The following is a 20,341-nucleotide window of genomic DNA, read 5'->3' as shown; positions in this document are numbered from 1 at the left end:
ACGGCCTCGCGCCAAGCGCTGATGCAGTCAGGCTGCTGGGGGATCGGGAGATACAACGACATCCTCCGTCAGTTTCGCGGCAGCGTAGATGCGCGGGGCGATAAACGTCTCGGTGAGCCAAGCGTGGCCTCGCTTGCCCCACTTCGCGCCCCAGCTGTTCCGCACCAGGATCGCACGATGGCCGCCGGCCTTTCCGTGGCCGACGGCGACCACGGCGTGACGGCGCTGCGGCTCCGGCGTTTCGCCGGTGGCGGGATGGATCATGCCGTCCGCATCCGGTCGAAAGAAGGAGCGGGAAAGCTGGATCAGGACGATGACCGGCTGGCCGCGCTCGATCTCGCCCACGATGATGTCGAAGGCGACCGGGCGACGTTCGGATCCGCGTCTGAACAGAAGGCCGACGTCGCCCGGCGGGACCCAGGACGCAGCATCGACCGGCGTCGCCGGAAGGTAGGGCCAACCGCCCTCCTCCGGCTGCCCGTCCTCACGCAGTACGTCCAGCATGGACGCCAGCGTCGCTCCTTCATCCGGACCGAAACCCATGCGCGTCTGAGCCCGATGAAACGCGTACTCGGACGAAAGGGGGAGCCATCCGGGCCGAACCCCGGCATGGGTGTCGCTCGCAGCAAACGCGAGACAGGTCGGCCGGGGGCCCTGATCGCGCGCATGACCGAAGCGCGGCCGCAGGTCTACGAAAACCTCGACGCCGCTCATGCCGCCTCAAGCAAGCTCCGCCGCTCGGCACGAGAGAGGCCTTCCTCCTCGGGGCCGGTCAGGTCCATCTCGACGTCCAATTTGGTTAGGAGCGCGTCGGGATCCCAGGGCCGAAACTCGGCGAGTTCGATCAGTCCGCGGAAGTCGTCCGGCGGCGCGGCCGTGACGCGCCGAAGCACGTTGTCGCCGACGCTGTCTTCGGGTGGCTCCGACAATTCGTCCCCGACGATCGCGAAGCCGCTGTCTTTGAGCTGATCGATGTCCCACAGATATCCGCCGCCGCTGTGCTCCTTCAGGCGGAGCACGAAGATGTCGTTGCGGCTTCCATCGATGCGGGTTCCGGCGTCGCGTTCCGTGAGAAGCCAGACGTCGCCTCGATAGTCGTCTGGGCGGTAGGGATCCAGAAGCTCGGCCTTGAGTTCCCGCGGTTTCGTCTCGAGGAGCGCGTCGACGTGTCCGGAGGTGATCAGACGATGCCTCGCGAGCGTGTAGCAGGTCGCCGCGTAGCTGGCGCCCAGACGCAGAGAAAGCTGGTAGACGCGATCGGGTCGGACGAAGTCCCTCGCCGTCCAGCCCTGACGCGATGCGTGTGCGAAGAAGAGCCAACGCGGCATCATGAACTCGACCGCGAAGGCATCCGCTTCGACCTCCTGGAATTTCGGCGCCCTCTCACCAGCCATCGGCATGCGCCGCAGAATTCCCTCGTCGTCGAGACTGGGCTCGTGCCCAAGGGAGAAGTGCCCGAGCTCGTGGGCTGCCGTGAAGCGCTGGATGCTCATGGCGCGCTGTGTGGTCACGAGGATTCCCGGAGCCGGATCGTTCAGATAGGCTCCGAGGAGTCCCTGCAGAGGACGCAGAAGGAGTGGCAGGTCGAGCGCTCCGATCGATCCGAATACGTCGACATTGCCCCCATGCGCTTCGACCCGTGATCGTATGCCGAGATCCCGATGAAGCCGCGCGGCGGCCTGTGTACCGGCCCGGACCGCTCCTGCGTAGGTTGTCGCGACCATCGCTCAGCCTCGATCCGGCCGCGCTCTGACCCGCAGGTACTCCGCGAAGCGACCGAGCTCCTCTCTGTCCTTCTCCGAGAGCGCCGCCGCCTGCCGCGCCAAGTGGGCGACGTCGATCGGCAGTTGTGAGGAGGCCTCGTCTTCTCCGGTGAAGTAGCCCACAGGTTGGCGGTAGAGTCTGGCCAAACGCGTCGGCTCGATGGCTTCCACACGGCGCTGGCCACTCTCGATATCGGTCAAGGCAGTGCGCGGGATCTTGAGGTAGTTCGCCACCTCCTCCTGCTTCAGACCGAGATACTTCCTGGCCTCTTTCAGCCGATCGCCCAGCTTCCTGCGTTCCTCCTCGTCGCTGCCCGGAGGGCTCGAGGCTTGGTTCACGTCTTCACTCCGTTGATCTTGGCCCAGTGCTTCTCGATCCGTGGAACAAGCTGTTCCAACGCCTGCTCCACCGACGTGAAGCCACCCGCGCGTACGACGGTATCCGGCAGGTTGCAGCCGACGACACTTTCGACCGCCGTGAGCAGCGAGACGACCACCAGGGAGTCGATCTGAAACTTCGTCGTGGCGATCGCCGCCGGCGTGGGCGGCAGGGCGTCGCCTTTCACGGCCGCCTCCGATTTGACCGCCTCGATCAGCTCGTCGCGTAGGCACTTCTCGACTTCGGCCGTCGGGAAGGACGACACGGATGGAGCGGGGAACGTGGCGAGCGTCATGGCCTGTCGAAATCCGTGACTTTCCAAGAACAATAATGTCGAATTTTTCGACATGCAAGCGGCGATCAGGATGCGACCTGAAACGGCTGCGGACGCCCTGCAAAAGCGTTGGACGACCGATCGCGGCCAAGCGTATCGGAAATGCCGCATCCGATTTCGGACCGGTGGCACGACGCCGATCCGTACCTTCCATGGCCTCGCGATAGGTTGCCGAGGAAGTTACGGACAAGGAAGACGCCGGACCCAAGCCCGAACGGATCAGTCACCCGACGTGCCGAACCCGCGATCATCCGGCCTCGGGACTAGAACGCCACGCGGCCCTGCAACTGGTCGCGCCGTGTCCCGCCCTGCTGACCGCGGCGATGGCACGACGACCGATCTCGGTCGACGGTGCTGCCTCAGGCGACGCATCGCACACCCGGCCCGCCTCGCGACGAGCGGCAGGTCGATACGCGATGCGAGATCCGGATGCGGGCGAAGGACGCCGTGCGACGCTTCGGCCCGTTGGTGGATCGACCCGATCCGCACGTGAGCCGAGAAGGCACCCCCATCAAAAGGGTGTTTCGATTTTTTCGTGGGCCGACGGCGACCTCGTGCGCGTAAGAACGGCAGGACCTCCTCGATGTCCCACCGAGTGACCGCGCCCGGCGCGCGATCTCGGCCGCCGATGTGCCCGTGTCGAGTGCATAGGAAGCACCGGCCCACTTTTGAACCGCGTTCGCCGTCGGGCGGAGGAGGCGCCCGCATGGACCGCGGAGCACCGAAGGAACCAGCGTACCCTGGATCGGCATAGCCGCGGACGACGTCTGGAACGTCGAACGCCTCCGACCCTGGATATCGCCGATCGACGAGCGGCACACCCGCCTGGACCGAAGGCAGTGGATTTCTGAGCAGGTCGGAAGGAATGCGCAGGTCCCGTGTCCCGCACCTAGGTCGAGATCGAGCTACGAAGGCGCCTAAGGCGTCGGGAGATCCAGCGCGGCCGAAACCGGAAAATCGGAGTGAGCCGTCGCTTGCCCATTCCTTCGGGAGCGGACCCACACGCGGGTCCCGCAGCGTGGCATACCCGGTGCCGCCTTGGTGCTGCCTGGAAAGCTGCAACGCCGGGGTGAGGTGTTGCAACGATCCTGCAAGTACTTGCAATAATTGAAGTTTTGGAGCGGGCGAAGGGATTCGAACCCTCGACCCCAACCTTGGCAAGGTTGTGCTCTACCCCTGAGCTACACCCGCTCTCTAGTGCCTGAGACGCCTCGGAAGTCCGTCTCCGGAAGTCCGTGCCGGCGTCCCCCGGCGCGGCTCTCTAAACACCATTCCTTTCGCCGGCGCAACCCCCTTTTCCGCCTCACCACTGCAAAGCTGGAAAAAGTCCTTCTTGCAGCTCCCGCAGCCGCGCGGCGGTGGCCCGCGTGGTGCCCTCAGGCAGGGCGTCGAGGGGGAAGAACCCGCTCTCCGCGATCTCCCGGTCCGGTGCCTTCGGCCCCCGCAGGCTGAAAGCGGGGGCTTGGAACAGGGCGATGTGGTCGCGGGCGGCCCCCACCTCGCTGTGGAACAGGCCGAGGAGGCGCAGCGGCGCCTGCGCCTCGATCTCCGCCTCCTCGCGGAATTCCCGCACCATCGCGTCGTGGGCGGTCTCGCCGCGCTCCACGCCGCCGCCCGGCAGGTGCCAGCCGGCGACGTAGGTATGGCGCACGAGACAGACGTGGCCCTCCCTGTCGAGGGCGATGCCGCGCACGCCGAGGGTAACGCCGCGGGTGGCGAGGGCGCCGAGCAGAAAGAGCCGCCGGAAGACGGGCCGGTCGAGGAGCATCCGGCGGGTCAGACGACGTCGAGGGTGATCTCGCCGAGGCCCGCCACGGCGGCGACCATCCGCTGCCCGCGCTCCACGGCGCCGACGCCGGAGGGCGTGCCCGTGAAGATCAGGTCGCCGGGCTGGAGGACGAAGTAGCGCGACAGGTAGGCGATCTGCTCGGCCACCGACCAGATCATCTCACCGAGGTCACCCTTCTGCCGCACGGCACCATCGACCGTGAGGGTGATCGCCCCCTTGTCCGGATGCCCGATCACCGAGGCCGGATGGAGCGGGCCGATGGGGCCGGAAAAGTCGGCCGCCTTGCCGAGGTCCCAGGGCCTGGACATCTTCTTAGCCTCGTCCTGCAGGTCGCGCCGGGTCATGTCGAGGCCGACCGCGTAGCCGTAGACCTGATGCAGCGCGGTCTCGACCGGGATGTCGCTGCCCCCGCCGGACAGCGCCGCCACCATCTCCACCTCGAAATGGTAGTTCGCGGTCTTGGGCGGATAGGGGTGCTCCGCCGGTTCCGTCCCGACCACCTGAAGCGCGTCGGCGGGCTTCATGAAGAAGAACGGCGGCTCGCGGTCCGGATCGGCGCCCATTTCACGGGCATGGGCAGCGTAGTTGCGGCCCACACAATAGACCCGCCGCACCGGGAAGAAATCCTGGCTGCCGACGATGGGCAGCGTGGTCCGGGGCGGATTCTGGATGACGGACAGCATCGGGATCCTCGGGTGGTTCGCGTCGTCTCTGGCAGAAACTCTGCCGCGATGGACCCTTTGTAGGCCATCGACCGGGCTTGCTGTATGTACGCCACAGCGCAAAATTCGGGCGATGTCAGAGCCAGCCCCCGCCGATTTCCTGAACGCCCTGCGTGGCGCCATCGGTGAGCGCCATGTCCTCACCGATCCAGGCGTGGTCGCGCCCTACCTGACCGAGCGACGCGGGCTCTATGCGGGCACCACGCGGGCCGTGCTGCGGCCGGGCTCGACGGCGGAGGTGGCGGCCTGCGTCACGCTCTGCGCAGAGGCGGGCGTGCCCTTCGTGGCCCAGGGGGCAATACCGGCCTCACCGGTGGCGGCGTGCCCCAGGGCGGCGTGGTCCTCTCCCTGGAGCGCCTGACCGCCGTGCGGGCCGTCGATCCCATCGGCGCGACGATCATTGTCGAAGCCGGGGCGATTCTCGAAACCGTGCAGCAGGCCGCCGAGGCGGCGGGGATGCTGTTTCCCCTCACCTATGCCTCGCGCGGATCGGCACGGATCGGCGGAGGCATCTCCACCAATGCCGGCGGGCTCAACGTGCTTGCCTACGGCAATGCCCGCGAACTCACCCTCGGCCTCGAAGCCGTCCTCGCGGACGGGCGGGTCTGGGACGGGTTGAAGACCCTGCGCAAGGACAATGCGGGCTATGACCTGAAGCAGCTCTTCATCGGCTCGGAGGGCACGCTCGGCATCGTGACCGCCGTCGCTCTGCGGCTGTTCCCGAAGCCGCGCTCCCTCGGCGTCGCCTTCGCCGGGCTCGCTTCGGCGCAGGCGGCCCTCGACCTGTTCGTCTTCCTGCGCGACCGGGCCGACCGCGAACTCACCGCCTTCGAATACATGCCGCCCTTCGCTCTGGAGATCGCCCTGCAGCACAAGGCCGGCGCCGTGAAGCCGCTGACGGGCGAGCACGGAGCCTATGCCCTCATCGAGTTCTCCTCGTGCCGCCCCGGTTCGGAGGCGCGCCATGATTTGGAAGCCGCCCTCAATGAAGCCCTCGAAGCCGGGCTGATCGGCGATGCCACCGTCGCGGCCGGCGGCGCGCAGGCGAACGCCCTGTGGGATCTCCGCGAAGCGGTGCCGGAGGCGCAGACCCGCGAGGGCGGCTCGATCAAGCACGACGTGTCGGTGCCCCTCGCCCGCCTGCCGGAGTTCTTGGAACGGGCGAACGCAGCCTGCCTCGCCGCCATGCCGGGCCTGCGCCCCTGCGGCTTCGGGCATTTCGGCGACGGCAACATCCACTTCAACCTCAGCCAGCCGGTCGGCATGGACAAGGCGGAGTTCCTCTCGCACTGGACCCGTTTCAACCGCATCGTTCACGACATCGTGCACGACCTCGGAGGCTCCATCGCCGCCGAGCACGGCGTCGGATTGGTGAAGCGCGAGGAGTTGGCCCTCTACGCTCCGCCCGTCGCGCTCGACCTGATGCGCAGGCTCAAGGACACCCTCGATCCGCGCGGCCTGCTCAACCCCGGCAAGGTGATTCCGCCCGCCGAGACGACTGCGTAACAGGGGTCGACTTTTGTGCGGCGCGCCATAATTCGGCTCCCCTGACGGAGGAAGACGGGGACGCGGGGGACACACCTGCCGCAATCGAACCTTGGCATTAACTCATTGCTAAGGCGTCGATCCGACCTTCTGGTGAGGGCGTGGCCTGCATCCCCAGGAAAAGGCCCGCCCCTTGCTTCTCGCCGTCGGGCGTCTCGCAGTTGCGAGACAAACCGCCGAGCGCCATCGATCCGGAGTCATCCGCATGCCCACTTCATTGGCCCGCGTGCAGACCACCGAAGCTAGCCGCTATTTGCAGCAGCTCTGCCGCCATTGGAGCCACAAGTTCGACGTCGAGGCCACGACCGATCACGGCACCGTGCCGTTCGGCGCGGACCGCGTCTGCACCCTCGACGCCGAGCCCGACGCCCTCGTCATGCGCATCGAGAGCGCGGACCCGGTGAACCTCACCCGCCTAGAGAACGTGGTCTCCGACCACCTCCTGCGCTTCGCCTTCCGCGAAGGGCTCGGCGACATCCGCTGGTCGCGCGCCGCCGCCTGAGCCTGATCGGGGACTAGCGCCCCGCCGCGTCCTCCAGCGCCTCGATGACGAGGTTGCCGTTGGTGTAGACGCAGATCTCCGCCGCGATACCCATCGCCCGGCGGACGATCTCTTCCGCATTCAGCGGACCGTCCTCCAGCGCGCGGGCTGCGGCGAGCGCATAATTGCCGCCCGAGCCGATGGCCATGACGCCGCTCTCGGGCTCCAGCACGTCGCCGGAGCCCGACAGGAGCAGGCTGACATCCTTGTCCGCCACCAGCATCATCGCTTCCAGGCGGCGAAGGTAGCGGTCGGTCCGCCAATCCTTCGTCGAGCTCGACGCAGGCGCGGGTGAGCTGGCCGGGATACTGCTCCAGCTTGGCCTCTAAGCGCTCGAACAGGGTGAAGGCATCGGCCGTCGCCCCGGCGAAGCCACCGATCACCGCGCCCTTGGCCAGCCGGCGCACCTTGCGGGCATTGCCCTTCACGATCGTCTGGCCGAGGCTCACCTGCCCGTCGCCGCCGATGACGACGCGACCGCCCTTCCTCACCATCAGGATCGTAGTGGCGTGCATGCTGGGCAGCCCGCCCCGCTCGTCGTGGCTCACGTGTCGGCTCCTGTGTCGTGGTGGGGCGCAGATGGGGACCATCCCCCGCGCGTCCAGAATCGATCTCTGCGCCGAGCGCCATCTGCCATTCCTCGCGGACATGCCCGTCGGTCTCGGCCTCGCCGAAGCTTTGGTGCAGGTCGCGCAGATCTCCGGCTTGCAGCAACCGTCCGCAGGCCCAAACCGCCATGCCGCGCACCAGCGGCGAGGGATCCGACAGATGCACTAGCGCGCTGGCAGCGAGATCCGGCTCGCGGGAATTGCCGATGGCGATCAGCACGTTGCGTAGGAAGCGGTCGCGCCCGGTGCGCTTGACCGGCGTGCCCGCGAAGAAGGCCCGGAACCCCGCATCGTCCAGGGAGGCGAGAAACCGCAGATCAGGCGCGGCGAGGTCGTCGCGGGCGGCGAGGCGCGTTTCGGCCGCCTGCCGGGCGAACTTGTTCCAGGGACAGACCGCGAGGCAATCGTCGCAGCCGAACACCCGGTTGCCCATGGCGGGCCGCAACGGGGCTGGAATCGGGCCCTGATGCTCGATGGTGAGGTAGGAAATGCAGCGACGGGCATCGAGCCGGTAGGGCTCGGGCAGCGCATCGGTGGGGCAGATGTCGAGGCAGGCCCGGCAGGAGCCGCAGCGATCCGTGCCCGGCGTGTCGGGCTCGAACTCGGCGCTGGTATAGATCGCCCCGAGCAACAGCCAATTGCCCGCCTCGCGGGAGATGAGCACCGTGTGCTTGCCCTGCCAGCCAAGCCCCGCCGCCTCAGCGAGCGCCTTCTCCATGACCGGAGCGGTGTCGCAGAAGACCTTTACCCGCGCGTCGGCCTTGGCCGACAGGAAGCCGCCAAGCTCCTTGAGCTTGCCCTTCAAGACTTCGTGATAATCCCGTCGCTGGGCATAGGCGGCGATGGCCCCCTGCCCACGCAGCGCCAGCAACGACAGCGGGTCCTGCTCCGGCCGGTAGCTCATGGCCAGGACGAGGATGCTGCGCACGCCCGGCCAGAGGGTGGTGGGCCGGGCGCGCTGGTCGGCGCGCTCCTCCATCCACTCCATGGTGCCGTGTGCGCCGGAGGCGAGCCAGCTCGATAGCCGCTCGGGCAAATGGGGGACGCGGTCGGGGCGGGTGATGCGCAGGGCGCAAAAGCCCAGGTGCCGGGCGCGGTCTTCGACCAGCCGACGCAGCTTGTCCCCGTGATAGATCCGCCTGACGCTCAGAAATCGAGATCCGCGTAATGGGCGGCCGGCGGCATGCCGGCGACCCGGTCGGCGAGGATGGCGCGGAAGGAAGGCCGCGACTTCACCCGCGCATACCAGTTGCGGGCCATCTCGTCCTCCTCCCAGGGCACGTCGCCGAGATAGTCGACGCAGGAGAGATGGGCGGCCGCCGCGAGATCGGCATAGGACAGGTCGTCGCCCGCGAGCCAGCGGCGCCGGGCGATGAGATAGCCTATGTATTTCAGGTGGTAACGCACGTTGGCGCGGGCGGCGCGGATGGCGTTCATGTCCGGCGGTCCGCCGCCCTGGCTCGACGACATGAACCGCTTGGCGATTTTCTCCGCCACGAGATAGCCGGTCACCTCGCCCTCGAACTTCACGAGGAACCAGTCGAGCAGGCGGCGCACCTCGACCCGGCCCGTGGGGTCCTCCGGCAGGAGGCGGCGCCCGCTCAGGCCGAGGCCGCGCGTCTCATCGAGATATTCCGCGATGACGCCCGCGCCGGGGATGACGGTGCCCGTTTGTTCCAGCAGGACCGGCGTGGTCCCGGCCGGATTGATCATCAGGAACTCGTCGCGACGGTCCCAGCTGCGCTCCTCGATGAGCGTCGGCTCAAGACCCATCTCCGCCAGCACCAGCCGGACGAAGCGGGAATTCGCGCAGAAGGGGAAATGATAGAGGTTCGCCATCGAAGCCGCGTTGAGGACGGAACGGTCACATGCCGGAATGTGGCGCGGGGCTCCTTCTCGCGCCGTCCGCCCTGTCGGGCAGGGCTTCGGTTCGAGCGTTATTGCCGGTTTCTTGCCGCCCCATTAACACGCGTCGCCAAGCTCGGTAACCGCCCGTCAACCGCGATGGGCGATGCCAACGAGTGGTTGTGGGTGTGGGGCGGCGCCTGTGGCGTGCGCCGAATGGCGCGAGGACAGGCATGGATCCGGTCAGCATCGGAAAAGCGGTTCTGCTTGGCCTCGTGGAAGGCGCGACGGAGTTCATTCCCGTCTCCTCCACCGGACATCAATTGCTGGTCGGACATTTCATCGGCTTCCACTCGCCCAACAACACATTCGAGGTGCTGATTCAGCTCGGCGCCATCCTGGCGATCCTGCTGGTGTATTTCCGCCGCCTGCTGAACATCGCCACCGCCGTGCCGCACAATGCGCAGGCGCGTCGCTTCGTTCTCGGCATCCTGATCGCCTTCCTGCCCGCCGCGATCATCGGCGGTCTCTTCTCGAAACTGATCAAGGCCTACCTGTTCAACCCCTGGATCGTCTGCGCGACCCTGGTAGCGGGCGGCCTCGTCCTCCTCGTCATCGACGATACCGATCTCGAGGTGAAGAAGACCGACGTCTACGACTTCACCCTGCCGATGGACTTCAAGATCGGCCTGTTCCAATGCCTCGCGATGATTCCCGGCGTGTCGCGCTCGGGCGCGACGATCGTCGGCGCGATGCTGATGGGCGCCAACAAGCGGGCCGCCACCGAATTCTCGTTCTACCTCGCCATGCCGACCATGGCGGGCGCCTTCGCCAAGGACCTGCTCGACAACTACAAGAACCTGTCGAGCAACGATGTCGGGCTGATCGTGATCGGCTTCGTCGTGTCCTTCATCTCCGCCCTGTTCGTGGTGCGGAAGCTCCTCGACTACGTGTCGGCCCACGGGTTCCGGCTGTTCGCGTGGTGGCGCATCATCGTCGGCGCGCTGGGGCTGGCAGGTCTGATCATCCTCGGCTGAGGCGAATCACCCAAGACGGGAATTGCATCGGGGCGGGTTCTCGTGCGACGCAGCGCAATGACCGCGGCGAATGAACCGCGGCATCAACGTTGCGACCCGCTTGCCGACCGGCCTCAACCCCGGTGCGGAAGCGCCTTGAGGGGGCTCGGCAGATCCGATGGAAGACAAACCGCTCGCCGATCTTTTCGAACCGGCCGACCGCAAGCGGTGGTTGTCCCTCGTCGAGACCGCGCTGAAGGGCGCCGATTTCGAGAAGAAGCTCGTTTCGCGTACCGCCGACGGCCTGCGCATCGAGCCGCTCTACAGCCCGGCCGACGCCGAGGCGCAGCCGGTACGCGCCGCAGGCCCGTGGAAGATCGCTCAGCGCGTCGACCATCCTGACAGCGCCGCCGCGGCGCGGCAGGTGATGACCGACCTCGAAGGCGGGGCGGATGCCCTCGTCCTTGCCTTTGCCGGAGCACCCGGCGCGCGCGGCTACGGCTTAACCGTGACCGATGCGGACGGGCTCGATGCCGCCCTGTCCGGCGTGATGCTGCCGCTGATCGGCCTGCGGCTCGATGCGGGCGGACGCGCGCTCGACGCCGCCCGCTGGGTTCGCGATCTTGCGGCCAAGCGCGGCGAAGACCTGTCGAGCTACGATCTCGACCTCGGCATCGATCCCGTTGGCGTGCTGGCCGCCACGGGCAGCCTGGGCGCGGTGTGGCAGGAGATCGCCCCCCGCCTCGCCGAGGCCGTCACCGAACTGAACGCGGCGGGCTTCACCGGCCGTGCCTTGCTGGCCGATGGCCGCCCCTATCACGAGGCCGGCGCGGGCGAGGCTGCCGAACTCGGCGCCGTGCTCGCCACGGCGGTCGCCTACCTGCGCGCCCTCGAAGCCGGGGGCATCGACCTCGACACGGCTCGCGACCGGATTTCCGTGCTGCTCGTGGCGGATGCCGACGAGTTCGTGACCCTGTCGAAGTTCCGCGCCATGCGGCGCCTTTGGGCACGGGTGGAGCAGGCCTGCGGCCTCGAACCGAAGCCGCTGCGGATCCACGCCGAGACGGCGTGGCGGATGATGACCAAGCGCGAACCCTTCACCAACATCCTGCGCACCGGCATGGCCGCCGCCGCCGCAGGCATGGGCGGGGCCGACGCGGTGTGCTTGCTACCCTGCACCCAGGCGCTGGGATTGCCGGATGCCTTCGCTCGCCGGGTCGGGCGCAACAGCCAGATCGTGCTGATCGAGGAATCGCATCTCGGCCGTGTCACCGATCCGGCCGCAGGCGCGGGCGGTTTTGAGGCTCTGACCAGTCAGATCGCCGAGGCGGCGTGGGATGCCTTCCGGGCCATCGAGGGCGAGGGCGGCATCGTCGCCTCCCTCAGCGTCGGCAAGATCCAGCGGCGGATCGAAGTGCTGCGCGAGGCCCGTGCCAAGGCGGTGGCCACCCGCAAGATGCCGCTGACCGGCGCCACCGAGTTCCCGAACATCGCCGAGAAGCCCGTCGCCGTGCTCGACGTGCCCCCGGTATCCCCCGGCAAGCCCGCCAATTTCGGCTTGGGCGCGGCGGTGGCCTGCGATCCCCTGCCCTCGCAGCGTCTCTCCGAGCCCTTCGAAGCCCTGCGCGACGCCTCCGACGCGGCCCTCGCCAAGACGGGCAAGCGCCCCGGCGTGTTCCTGGCCAATCTCGGCGCGTTGGCGGCCTTCAACATGCGGGCGACCTTCGCTGCCAACGCCTTCGCGGCGGGCGGTCTGGAAGCCCTGTCGAACGAGGGCTTCTCCGACACGGCCGCGCTGGTGGCAGCCTACAAGGAATCCGGTGCCTCCCTGGCCTGCATTTGCTCCTCCGACGCCGTCTATGCCGAGCGGGCGGTGGAGACGGCCGAGGCGCTGGCTGCGGCGGGTGCGGGGACGATCTACCTCGCAGGCCGCCCGGCCGATCTCGAGGCCCCGCTCAAGGCAGCGGGCGTCCACGGCTTCCTCTATGCGGGCTGCGACCTTCTGGCACTGCTCGAGGATGCATTGCGCCGGGGCTTACGCGCCGCTCCCCGCTGATGGCGATCAGGCTGACACGATGATCGGTACATCCTCTCTCGCCCCCCGCCTCGCGGCCTGCCTCGCCTTGTGCGCGACCCCTGGCCTGGCGGCGCCGGGACGGGTGGCGGTACCGGCGCGGTTCGACGGGACGTGGAGCGTCGAGATTCTCACCGAATCCGGCGCCTGCGACCGCAGCTACAGCTACCCCGTGCGGATCGAGAACGGGCAGGCCCGGTTCGTCGGCACCGCCTTCACCGTGAGCGGACAGGTCGCCCGCAACGGGGCGATCCGAGGCTCGGTCTCCTCCGGCCTCGCGACGGCGAACGTCGTCGGCCGTCTCGGCGCCGATGGCCGGGGCCGGGGCACCTGGACTTCCTCCGGCACGCTGGAATGCCGGGGCCGCTGGAACGCCGTGCGGCGAAGCTGACCAAGGCCCCCGGCGCGGTTCTTGCGATGTCCTAAATCGACACGTCGACACCGCGCCCCGGCCCTGTTCCCGACGCAATCCGGGGGGATTCTGGAACCCGGTTCGGACACCCCGACGAGGCCGCCCGCATGAAGTCCCCGATCCTCGCCACGCTCGCCGTCCTCACGCTCGTGTCGGCCGCCGAGGCCCGCCCGCACCGTGTCGGCAAATCGCCCGATCCGGCTGCGGCTGAGAAGGTGATGGCTCCCCTGCGGCAGGCCGCGACGGATTGCTTCGCCGAGACGGTGATGTCGAACCCGAAGGCGATCCGCGAGGCTCGCGCGGGCCACTGGTACGAGGCCGCGAGCGTCACCGGCTTCCTGTGCCGTCCGGAGGTCGCGTCGATGATCCAGGCGCATGACCGCCTGTTCGGCGCCCGCACCGGTGAGCGGTACTTCAAGGGCGCCTATGCCCGCCATCTCGACAAGCAGCTCGCCGAGCGGCTTCAGCCGATGCTGGAGCGCAAAGCCGTGGCGAGCGCCGAGCCGCCCGCCGAGAAGGCCTCCGCCGAAGAGACCTTGCCGGCCGAGTAACGGGAACCGGGCTTCCCGGCCGCGCTTCTGGCTGAGAGGAGCGCGCCATGGCCTACGAGCTGCACTATTGGCCGATGATCCAGGGGCGCGGCGAGTTCGTCCGCCTTGCCCTGGAAGCAGCGGGCGCTGCCTATGTCGATGTCGCCCGCCGGGATGACGACGAGGGCGGAATCGAGCCGATGCTCGCCCGCCTGTCCGATTCGGAATTCCCGCGTCCTCCCTTCGCCCCACCCTTCCTGCGCGACGGCGATCGAGTGATCGGCCAGACGGCGGCGATCCTCCTGTATCTCGCGCCGAAGCTCGGCCTCGTCGGCCAGGACGAGACCGATAGGATCTGGACCCATCAGATCCAGCTCACCATCGAGGACGTGGTGGACGAGGCGCACGACACGCACCATCCGGTCGGGGTCGGCCTGTACTACGAGGATCAGAAGCCCGAGGCCCTGCGCAGGGCCGAGGATTTCCGCAAGCATCGCATCCCGAAGTTCTTCGCATGGTTCGAGCGGGTGCTCGACAGCAACGGGAGCGGATGGCTCGTCGGCCGGTCCACGACCTATGCCGACCTGTCCCTGTTCCAGTTGGTGGAGGGGCTGTCCTACGCCTTTCCCATAGCCACGCACCGCGCCTTGGGCCGCACGCCCCGCGTGGCGTCCCTGCGCGATGCGGTGCGGGGGATTCCGCGGGTGGCCACCTATCTCGCGAGCGGGCGTCGCATCCCTTTCAACGAGGACGGCATTTTCCGGCGCTACCCCGAACTGGATGGGTGAAGGGGCGGCTCGGTCTCAGCCTCCCACCCCCTCGCCCCGTCCGCGATAGGACAGAGCTTCCGCGAGATGCGCCCGCCTCACCGGTTCCTCACCGTCGAGATCGGCCAGGGTGCGGGCGACGCGGAGCACCCGGTGGAAGCTGCGCGCGGAGAGCCGCATCGTCTCGGCCGCCTGCCGGATCAGGGCCGTCCCCTGCGGGTCGGGGCTCGCCACTGCCTCAATCACCTTGGCCGGGCAGGTGGCGTTCGTGGTCTCGGGTGGCAGGTCGAGGGCAGAGTAGCGCGCCGTTTGCCGGGCGCGGGCGGCGGCGACGCGGGCAGCGGCTTCGGCTGAACCCTCTGACGGGGCTGGGAGAATCAGATCGGCGGCCGAGACCGCGGGCACCTCGATGCGCAAATCGATCCGGTCGAGGAGGGGGCCGGAGATGCGGGCCTGATACTGCGCCATGCAGCGGACGTTCGGTCCCCGGCGGCAGGCGAAGCCGGGCTCCAGACCCTGCCCGCAGCGGCAGGGGTTCATGGCCGCAACTAGCTGGAACCGCGCCGGATAGGTCACGCGATGGTTCGCCCGCGCGATCATCACATTGCCCGTCTCCAAAGGCTGACGCAGGGAATCGAGCACCTGGGGGCTGAACTCCGGCAGTTCGTCGAGGAAGAGCACGCCACCATGAGCGAGGGAGACCTCGCCCGGCCGCGCGCCGTGGCCGCCGCCGACGAGCGCCGCCATGGAAGCGGAATGGTGCGGCTGGCGGAACGGCCGCCGGTTCGACAGGGCGCCGCCCTTCAGCCCGCCTGCCACGGAGCGCACCATGGCGATGTCGAGCAATTCCCGGGGCGAGAGCGGCGGCAGGATCGAGGGCAGCCGCGCGGCGAGCATCGACTTCCCCGCCCCCGGCGGCCCATTGAACAGCAGGTTGTGGCCTCCGGCCGCTGCGATCTCCAGGGCCCGCTTGGCGCCTTCCTGACCCTTAATGTCGGCGAGGTCGGGCAGATCCTCGTCCGCCGCCGCCAGAGCAGGGCTCGGCCGGGCCATGACCTGGCTGCCTTTGAAATGGTTAGCGAGCTGGATGAGCGAGCGAGGGGCCAGCACGTCGAGATCGCCCCCGGCCCAGGCCGCCTCGGGCCCCGTCGCCGCCGGGCAGATGAGCCCGAGCCCGCGTTCCGCCGCCGCCAGCGCGGCGGGGAGAACGCCGCTGACCGGCGTGAGAGTGCCGTCGAGCGCCAGTTCCCCGAGGACGCAATAGCCCGCCAGCGTATCCGCCGGGATCGCCCCGATGGCGGCCATGACGCCCAGTGCGATCGGTAGATCGTAATGCGAGCCCTCCTTCGGCAGATCGGCCGGGGCGAGGTTCACGGTGATCCGTTTGGCCGGGAGGGCGAGGCCGGAGGCAATCAGTGCTCCCCTCACCCGCTCGCGCGATTCGGCCACCGCCTTGTCCGCCAAGCCGACGACGGTGAAATTCACCGAGCCCGGGAGGATCTGCACCTGCACATCGACGGCGCGCGCCTCGATCCCTTCGAAGGCGACGGTAGCGACGCGGGTGACCATCCTGGCAAGCGCTCCGGTGCGAATGCCCGCGACCGGGCGTCGCACCTCTGCGGGAAAATCGATGGCGGCTCAAGCCGGTCGGCCATTTGGAACCCAAGCCGCGTTGATCGGTTCGGCCAGTGTTACAAACCAGAAACGGAGACCGCCATGCGTCTGATCCCCGGCCTCGCCGCCCTCGCTTTCGCGCTGACCCTCGCCCCCGCCGCCTATGCGGATACCCCGCTCCCGGCCGAGCAACAGGCCAAGGTCGAGGCGATGCTGCGTCAGGAAGGGTTCACCAAGTGGAGCGAAATCGAACTCGATGACGGCATGATCGAAGTGGATGACGCGATCGGCGCCGACGGCAAGAAGGTGGACCTGAAGCTCGATCCGAAGACGCTCGCCATCGTGAAGCGCAAGGCCGACTGAGGCCGCTTTCGCCCTCGTCCGCTAGTGCAGTGACGTGCTCACTTCCTGACGCCTCTGTCTGGATCGATGCACGAGGCGGGCGAGGGCCTGCGGGGTTCCGCTGCCACGGGGCCGCCATGGTCGTCCGGTAGGGCTGTTTTGTGCTGCAGGCCAAATTCGTTTACAATGAGTTACGAATTCGGTTGGCTTTCACCGTGAATCCGGAAGTGTTCCTTCCGCGGTGCTCCGCCACACTGTAGTCATTCAAGCTGCTCGCCGAACCCGACGGTCCCCGTGTCGACGCTCCCTCTGTCCAGCCCTGCCCGTGCTACCGCCAGCCGCTGGATGCGGCGCGCCGTATTGGCCCTGGGGCTGCTGATCGTCCCCACCGCCGTCCTGGCCTACGCGGATCTGCTGCCCGAATCCCTCGATATGCTCGGCATCGACCTGCAGGAGACGCCGGATCTGCCGCACGTCGCCCGGCAGATCGCCATCGGCGCTCCGCTGCGGATCGTCGCCTTCGGGTCCTCCTCGACGGAGGGAATCGGCGCATCGAGCCCGGCCAACGCCTATCCAGCCCGCCTCCAGGCGGACCTGCGCACCAAGCTGCACGGCGTCGAGGTCACGGTGATCAATCGGGGCATCGGCGGCGAGCACGTGGACGACATGCTCGCCCGCCTTGAGCGCGACGTGATCGGGCCCGAGCCGCAGCTCGTCATCTGGCAGACCGGCAGCAACGATCCCCTGCGCGGCGTCTCGCTGGAGCATTTCCGTGCCGCCACCCTCGACGGCCTTCGCCGCATCCGCGACGCCGGCATCGACGTGGTACTGATGGAGCCGCAATGGTGCCCGAAGCTTGAAGCGACGCCGGGCGCCAACCGCTTCCGTGATGCGGTGCGCGAGATCGGCGACGAGCTCGACATCCCCGTGATCCGCCGCGCCGACCTGATGCATGGCTGGGTTCGCGACGGAAAGCTGACCCCCAAGCGGCTCTTCGCCTCGGACGGCCTGCACATGGCCGACAGAGGCTACGCCCTGCTCGCCTCGGCGGCCGCTGAATCGATCCTGCGCGATGCGGGTCCGGTGCAGGTGACGAAGCCGGTCGCGGAATAGTCGCCCATCCGGCTTGACGGAGGCTTCGGCCTCCCGGACACCCGGATCCATGAATCTCTTCATCTTCGGTCTCGGCTTCACCGGCCGCCGCTTCGCGGAAGCCGCGCGCGATCGCTTCGGTACCATCCGGGGCACCGTGACGGAGGCCTCTGGCGCCGCGCGCATCGAGGCTGAGACGGGCTTTTTCATGCGGGCCTTCGGGCCGGACACGGACGACCCGCGCATCGCGGCCGACCTCGCCGAGAGCGACGCGCTCCTCGTCTCGGTCCCGCCGGATGCCGAGGGAGACCCCGTGCTGCCGCACTACGCCGAGGCCATCGCGGCGAGCCGCATTGGCTGGATCGGCTACCTCTCCACCATCGGCGTCTATGGCGATCAGGGCGGGGCCTGGATCGACGAGACCACCCCACCTGCCGCTCGAAGCGAGCGGACCCGCTCCCGCCTCGCCGCCGAGGCGGCATGGCTGGCGCTCGGCGAGCGTACGGGCAAGGCCGTGCAGGTCTTCCGCCTGTCGGGGATCTACGGGCCTGGCCGCAACCCAATCGTGAAGGTGCGCGAGGGGCGCTCCCAGCGCATCGTGAAGAAGGGGCAGGTCTTCAACCGCATCCATGTGGACGACATCGCGACCACGCTGCTCGCCTCCCTCGACCGGCCCCGGCCCGGCGCGATCTACAACGTCACCGATGACGAGCCGACGCCGCCGCAGGTCGTGATCGAGCATGCCGCCGCCCTGGCGGGCCTGCCGCCCCCACCCGAGGTGGATTTCGTGACGGCCGCCCTCTCGCCCATGGCGCGCAGCTTCTACGGCGAGAACAAGCGGGTGAAGAACCGGCTGATCCGCGAGGAACTTGGCGTCAGCCTCGCCTACCCGACCTATCGCGAAGGGCTCGCCGCGCTGGCGGGGGAGTAGCGCCGCTCAGGCTTCGAGATGCCGGGGCCGCACGAGCCGACGCAGCAACCCGCCCTGAGGTCCGACCAGCACGGAGGCGACGTAGAAGCCTCCCGCCGCGAGCACGATGGCCGGGCCGCTCGGTAGATCGAAATGGTAGGACAGGCTGAGGCCGCCGACGCTCGCGAGGCAGGCGATGCCCACCGCCACCGCCATGATGAAGCCGAGCTCCCGCGCCCAGAACCGCGCGGCCACGGCGGGCAGCAGCATCAGGCCCACGGCGAGCATCGTGCCGAGCGCCTGGAAGCCGCCCACAAGGTTCACCACGACGAGGCCGAGAAAGGCGAAGTGGACCGGCCCCCGGCCCGGCTGACGCTGCGCAGATACAGCGGATCGACGCATTCCAGCACGAGCGGCCGGTAGATCAGCGCCAGGGTGACGAGCGTAAGCGTGCAGATCCCCCCGAGGAGCATCAGCGCCGGATCGTCCAGGGCCAGGACCGAGCCGAACAGGAAGTGCATCAGATCGACCTGAGACCCGCGCAGCGACACGAGCAGGACGCCGCTCGCCAGCGAGATGAGGTAGAAGGCGGCGAGGCTCGCATCTTCGCGCAGCACCGTCGTGCGGGTGACCGCGCCTGCAAGCAGTACCACCGCCAGCCCGGCGACGAGGCCGCCGATGGTCATGGCGGGTAGGGACAGGCCCGCCACGACGAAGCCCGCCGCCGCACCCGGCAAGATGGCGTGGCTCATGGCATCGCTCATCAGGCTCATGCGCCGGAGCATCAGGAACACGCCGACCGGCGGCGCCGAAACCGACAGGGCGAGGCAGCCCGCCAAAGCCCGGCGCATGAAGCCGAACTCGATGAACGGCGCGAGGGGATCGATCACGCGGCGTCCTCGCGACCGTGAGCATGCGGATGGACGTGAGCATGTCCGTGGGAATGCCCATGATCGTGTTCGTGATCATGCCCGTGACTGTGGGCATGATCCGGCGGGCCGGCCTCCGCTCGCGGATGGGCGTGCCGCGCCCCGTCGCAGATGGGTGCGTCCTCGTCCCAGGCCTCAGAGAGACTACGGGCGCGGGCGAGGTTGTCCTGCGTCAGCACCCGCGCGGTCGGGCCCCAGGCCACGGGCTCGCGGGCGAGCAGCAGGGTCGTCGGGAAATGCGTGCGGATCTGCGCGAAATCGTGAAGGGCCGCCACGACCGTGCGTCCTTCCTCGTGCCAGCGTCGCACGAGGCCGAGTAGATCGTCGGTGGTCCGCGCGTCGATGCCAGTGAAGGGCTCGTCCAGCAGGATCGTCCGGCAATCCTGCAGGATCAGCCGGGCGAACAGGGCGCGGCGGAACTGCCCCCCGGAGAGGGTCCCGATGGGCCGCGCCTCGAAGCCCGACAGGCCGACGGTCGCCAGGGCCTCGCGCACCGCCGGTGCGGTGCGGCGCAGGGCGCGCCACGGGCCGAGGCGCCGCCACAGACCCATCGCGGCGAGGTCCATGACGCTCACCGGGAAGCTGCGGTCAATGGCATCGACCTGAGGCAGGTAGGCGATGTCGTCCGGACGTTCGATCCGCCCGTCGAGAACCGGGATCTCTCCGGTCAAACCCTTAAGCAGGGTCGATTTTCCGGCTCCGTTCGGACCCGCCAGGGCGAGGAGATCGCCCGCCCGAATCGTTCCGTCGAGATGGTGGACGGCCGGGTGCCTGTCATAGCCGAGAGTCAGCCCATGCAGGTGGATCGGCGTGGAGGCGGCGGCGCTCACGCGGCCAAAGCCCAGGCGATCGCCAGCCAGACCAACCCCGCCAAGGCCCCCGCCAGGACGAGGCGCGCGGGCAGCCCGCTGCGGTACAGCGTCGGACGGGGCGTGACGGACGAGCGGGACAAGGGGCGCAAACTTTACGAGACGAGGGACGGGCGGGCCGCGCGATCGGCCAGCGCGGCGGGGTGGCCGCGTCCCGGCGTCGCGCCGACCCCTGGTGCGGTCCCGGCCAGGAGTGATACACTGTAACAAAGCCGCCGCACAACAGGCGGGCCGCCGAGCCGCCATCGGGAACCGCCACC

Annotated in this window: 19 protein-coding genes, 1 tRNA gene and 4 pseudogenes; 10 read left to right on the top strand and 14 right to left on the bottom strand. The window is 68.6% G+C overall.

Annotation, left to right across the window (positions count from 1 at the left end; all coding sequences use genetic code 11):
• Positions 1-27: 27 nt before the first annotated feature.
• The 7 genes from ACFQE0_RS08225 to ACFQE0_RS08195 all read right to left on the bottom strand — a co-directional run bounded on the left by ACFQE0_RS08225 (position 28) and on the right by ACFQE0_RS08195 (position 4,948).
• Positions 28-543: a C1 family peptidase gene (locus ACFQE0_RS08225; protein WP_378968715.1), complete on the bottom strand. Its 516-nt coding sequence runs from the start codon at positions 541-543 to the stop codon at positions 28-30.
• Between the two features lie 167 nt (positions 544-710).
• Positions 711-1,724, bottom strand: a complete 1,014-nt coding sequence (locus tag ACFQE0_RS08220; protein WP_081948541.1) for an ImmA/IrrE family metallo-endopeptidase — start codon at positions 1,722-1,724, stop codon at positions 711-713.
• 3 nt (positions 1,725-1,727) lie between these two features.
• Positions 1,728-2,102: a helix-turn-helix domain-containing protein gene (locus ACFQE0_RS08215; protein WP_378968713.1), complete on the bottom strand. Its 375-nt coding sequence runs from the start codon at positions 2,100-2,102 to the stop codon at positions 1,728-1,730.
• Positions 2,099-2,491, bottom strand: coding sequence for a hypothetical protein (locus ACFQE0_RS08210; RefSeq protein ID WP_378968711.1), 393 nt, complete (start codon positions 2,489-2,491; stop codon positions 2,099-2,101). The genes ACFQE0_RS08215 and ACFQE0_RS08210 overlap by 4 nt, the downstream gene beginning before the upstream one ends.
• 1,101 nt (positions 2,492-3,592) lie before the next feature.
• Positions 3,593-3,667 (bottom strand) — tRNA-Gly (locus ACFQE0_RS08205).
• Positions 3,668-3,779: 112 nt separating this feature from the next.
• Entirely contained in the window at positions 3,780-4,244 is a 465-nt protein-coding gene (locus tag ACFQE0_RS08200) for an NUDIX domain-containing protein (protein WP_378968708.1), read from the bottom strand.
• A gap of 8 nt (positions 4,245-4,252) precedes the next feature.
• Positions 4,253-4,948 (bottom strand): fumarylacetoacetate hydrolase family protein, encoded by a 696-nt coding sequence (locus ACFQE0_RS08195; protein ID WP_378968706.1) that lies wholly within the window; start codon positions 4,946-4,948, stop codon positions 4,253-4,255.
• Between the two features lie 112 nt (positions 4,949-5,060).
• Between ACFQE0_RS08195 and ACFQE0_RS08190 the strand changes: the two are divergent.
• Positions 5,061-6,493, top strand: a pseudogene (locus ACFQE0_RS08190) (FAD-binding oxidoreductase).
• A 244-nt stretch (positions 6,494-6,737) separates the two neighbouring features.
• On the top strand, positions 6,738-7,034 hold the full coding sequence (locus ACFQE0_RS08185; protein WP_378968703.1) for a DUF2218 domain-containing protein: 297 nt from the start codon (positions 6,738-6,740) through the stop codon (positions 7,032-7,034).
• Between the two features lie 13 nt (positions 7,035-7,047).
• Here the strand turns inward: ACFQE0_RS08185 and hslV are convergent.
• The 3 genes and pseudogenes from hslV to ACFQE0_RS08170 form a co-directional block, all read right to left on the bottom strand.
• Positions 7,048-7,588: pseudogene (gene hslV / locus ACFQE0_RS08180) on the bottom strand (ATP-dependent protease subunit HslV).
• Between the two features lie 103 nt (positions 7,589-7,691).
• Positions 7,692-8,798: pseudogene (queG, locus tag ACFQE0_RS08175) on the bottom strand (tRNA epoxyqueuosine(34) reductase QueG); the annotation flags it as partial.
• 29 nt (positions 8,799-8,827) lie between these two features.
• A complete protein-coding gene (locus ACFQE0_RS08170; RefSeq protein ID WP_378968701.1) occupies positions 8,828-9,520 on the bottom strand; it encodes a glutathione S-transferase family protein in 693 nt (230 codons plus the stop codon).
• A 239-nt stretch (positions 9,521-9,759) separates the two neighbouring features.
• Here ACFQE0_RS08170 and ACFQE0_RS08165 point away from each other — a divergent pair, with 239 nt between their 5' ends.
• From ACFQE0_RS08165 to ACFQE0_RS08145, 5 genes are all read left to right on the top strand, one after another.
• Positions 9,760-10,563, top strand: coding sequence for an undecaprenyl-diphosphate phosphatase (locus ACFQE0_RS08165; RefSeq protein ID WP_378968699.1), 804 nt, complete (start codon positions 9,760-9,762; stop codon positions 10,561-10,563).
• Between the two features lie 157 nt (positions 10,564-10,720).
• Positions 10,721-12,598 carry a methylmalonyl-CoA mutase family protein gene (locus ACFQE0_RS08160; protein ID WP_378968697.1) on the top strand — a complete coding sequence of 626 codons (1,878 nt, stop codon included), beginning with the start codon at positions 10,721-10,723 and terminating at the stop codon, positions 12,596-12,598.
• Between the two features lie 19 nt (positions 12,599-12,617).
• Entirely contained in the window at positions 12,618-13,007 is a 390-nt protein-coding gene (locus ACFQE0_RS08155) for a hypothetical protein (protein ID WP_378968695.1), read from the top strand.
• Between the two features lie 128 nt (positions 13,008-13,135).
• Entirely contained in the window at positions 13,136-13,579 is a 444-nt protein-coding gene (locus ACFQE0_RS08150; RefSeq protein ID WP_378968693.1) for a hypothetical protein, read from the top strand.
• Between the two features lie 47 nt (positions 13,580-13,626).
• Positions 13,627-14,346, top strand: coding sequence for a glutathione S-transferase (locus tag ACFQE0_RS08145; protein ID WP_378968691.1), 720 nt, complete (start codon positions 13,627-13,629; stop codon positions 14,344-14,346).
• A gap of 15 nt (positions 14,347-14,361) precedes the next feature.
• Here ACFQE0_RS08145 and ACFQE0_RS08140 read toward each other — a convergent pair whose 3' ends face one another.
• Positions 14,362-15,894 (bottom strand): YifB family Mg chelatase-like AAA ATPase, encoded by a 1,533-nt coding sequence (locus ACFQE0_RS08140; RefSeq protein WP_378968688.1) that lies wholly within the window; start codon positions 15,892-15,894, stop codon positions 14,362-14,364.
• A 147-nt stretch (positions 15,895-16,041) separates the two neighbouring features.
• Between ACFQE0_RS08140 and ACFQE0_RS08135 the strand changes: the two genes are divergently transcribed.
• The 3 genes from ACFQE0_RS08135 to ACFQE0_RS08125 all read left to right on the top strand — a co-directional run bounded on the left by ACFQE0_RS08135 (position 16,042) and on the right by ACFQE0_RS08125 (position 18,304).
• Entirely contained in the window at positions 16,042-16,302 is a 261-nt protein-coding gene (locus tag ACFQE0_RS08135; protein ID WP_378968686.1) for a PepSY domain-containing protein, read from the top strand.
• 324 nt (positions 16,303-16,626) lie between these two features.
• Positions 16,627-17,394, top strand: coding sequence for an SGNH/GDSL hydrolase family protein (locus ACFQE0_RS08130; protein ID WP_378975377.1), 768 nt, complete (start codon positions 16,627-16,629; stop codon positions 17,392-17,394).
• 49 nt (positions 17,395-17,443) lie between these two features.
• Entirely contained in the window at positions 17,444-18,304 is an 861-nt protein-coding gene (locus ACFQE0_RS08125) for an SDR family oxidoreductase (RefSeq protein ID WP_378968684.1), read from the top strand.
• 6 nt (positions 18,305-18,310) lie between these two features.
• On the opposite strand, the pseudogene ACFQE0_RS08120 reads toward ACFQE0_RS08125, so the two are convergent.
• From ACFQE0_RS08120 to ACFQE0_RS08110, 3 genes and pseudogenes are all read right to left on the bottom strand, one after another.
• A pseudogene (locus ACFQE0_RS08120) lies at positions 18,311-19,134 on the bottom strand (metal ABC transporter permease).
• A 35-nt stretch (positions 19,135-19,169) separates the two neighbouring features.
• The gene (locus ACFQE0_RS08115; protein WP_378968681.1) at positions 19,170-20,042 is read right to left on the bottom strand and encodes a metal ABC transporter ATP-binding protein; all 873 of its coding nucleotides are present in this window, start codon (positions 20,040-20,042) and stop codon (positions 19,170-19,172) included.
• Positions 20,039-20,164, bottom strand: coding sequence for a hypothetical protein (locus ACFQE0_RS08110; protein ID WP_378968679.1), 126 nt, complete (start codon positions 20,162-20,164; stop codon positions 20,039-20,041). The genes ACFQE0_RS08115 and ACFQE0_RS08110 overlap by 4 nt, the downstream gene beginning before the upstream one ends.
• Positions 20,165-20,341 lie beyond the last annotated feature (177 nt).

Source organism: Methylobacterium komagatae (assembly GCF_042661665.1).
Classification (GTDB): domain Bacteria; phylum Pseudomonadota; class Alphaproteobacteria; order Rhizobiales; family Beijerinckiaceae; genus Methylobacterium; species Methylobacterium komagatae.
The sequence above is the reverse complement of the archived record's forward strand: the minus strand, read 5'-3'. Positions and strand labels throughout refer to the sequence as shown.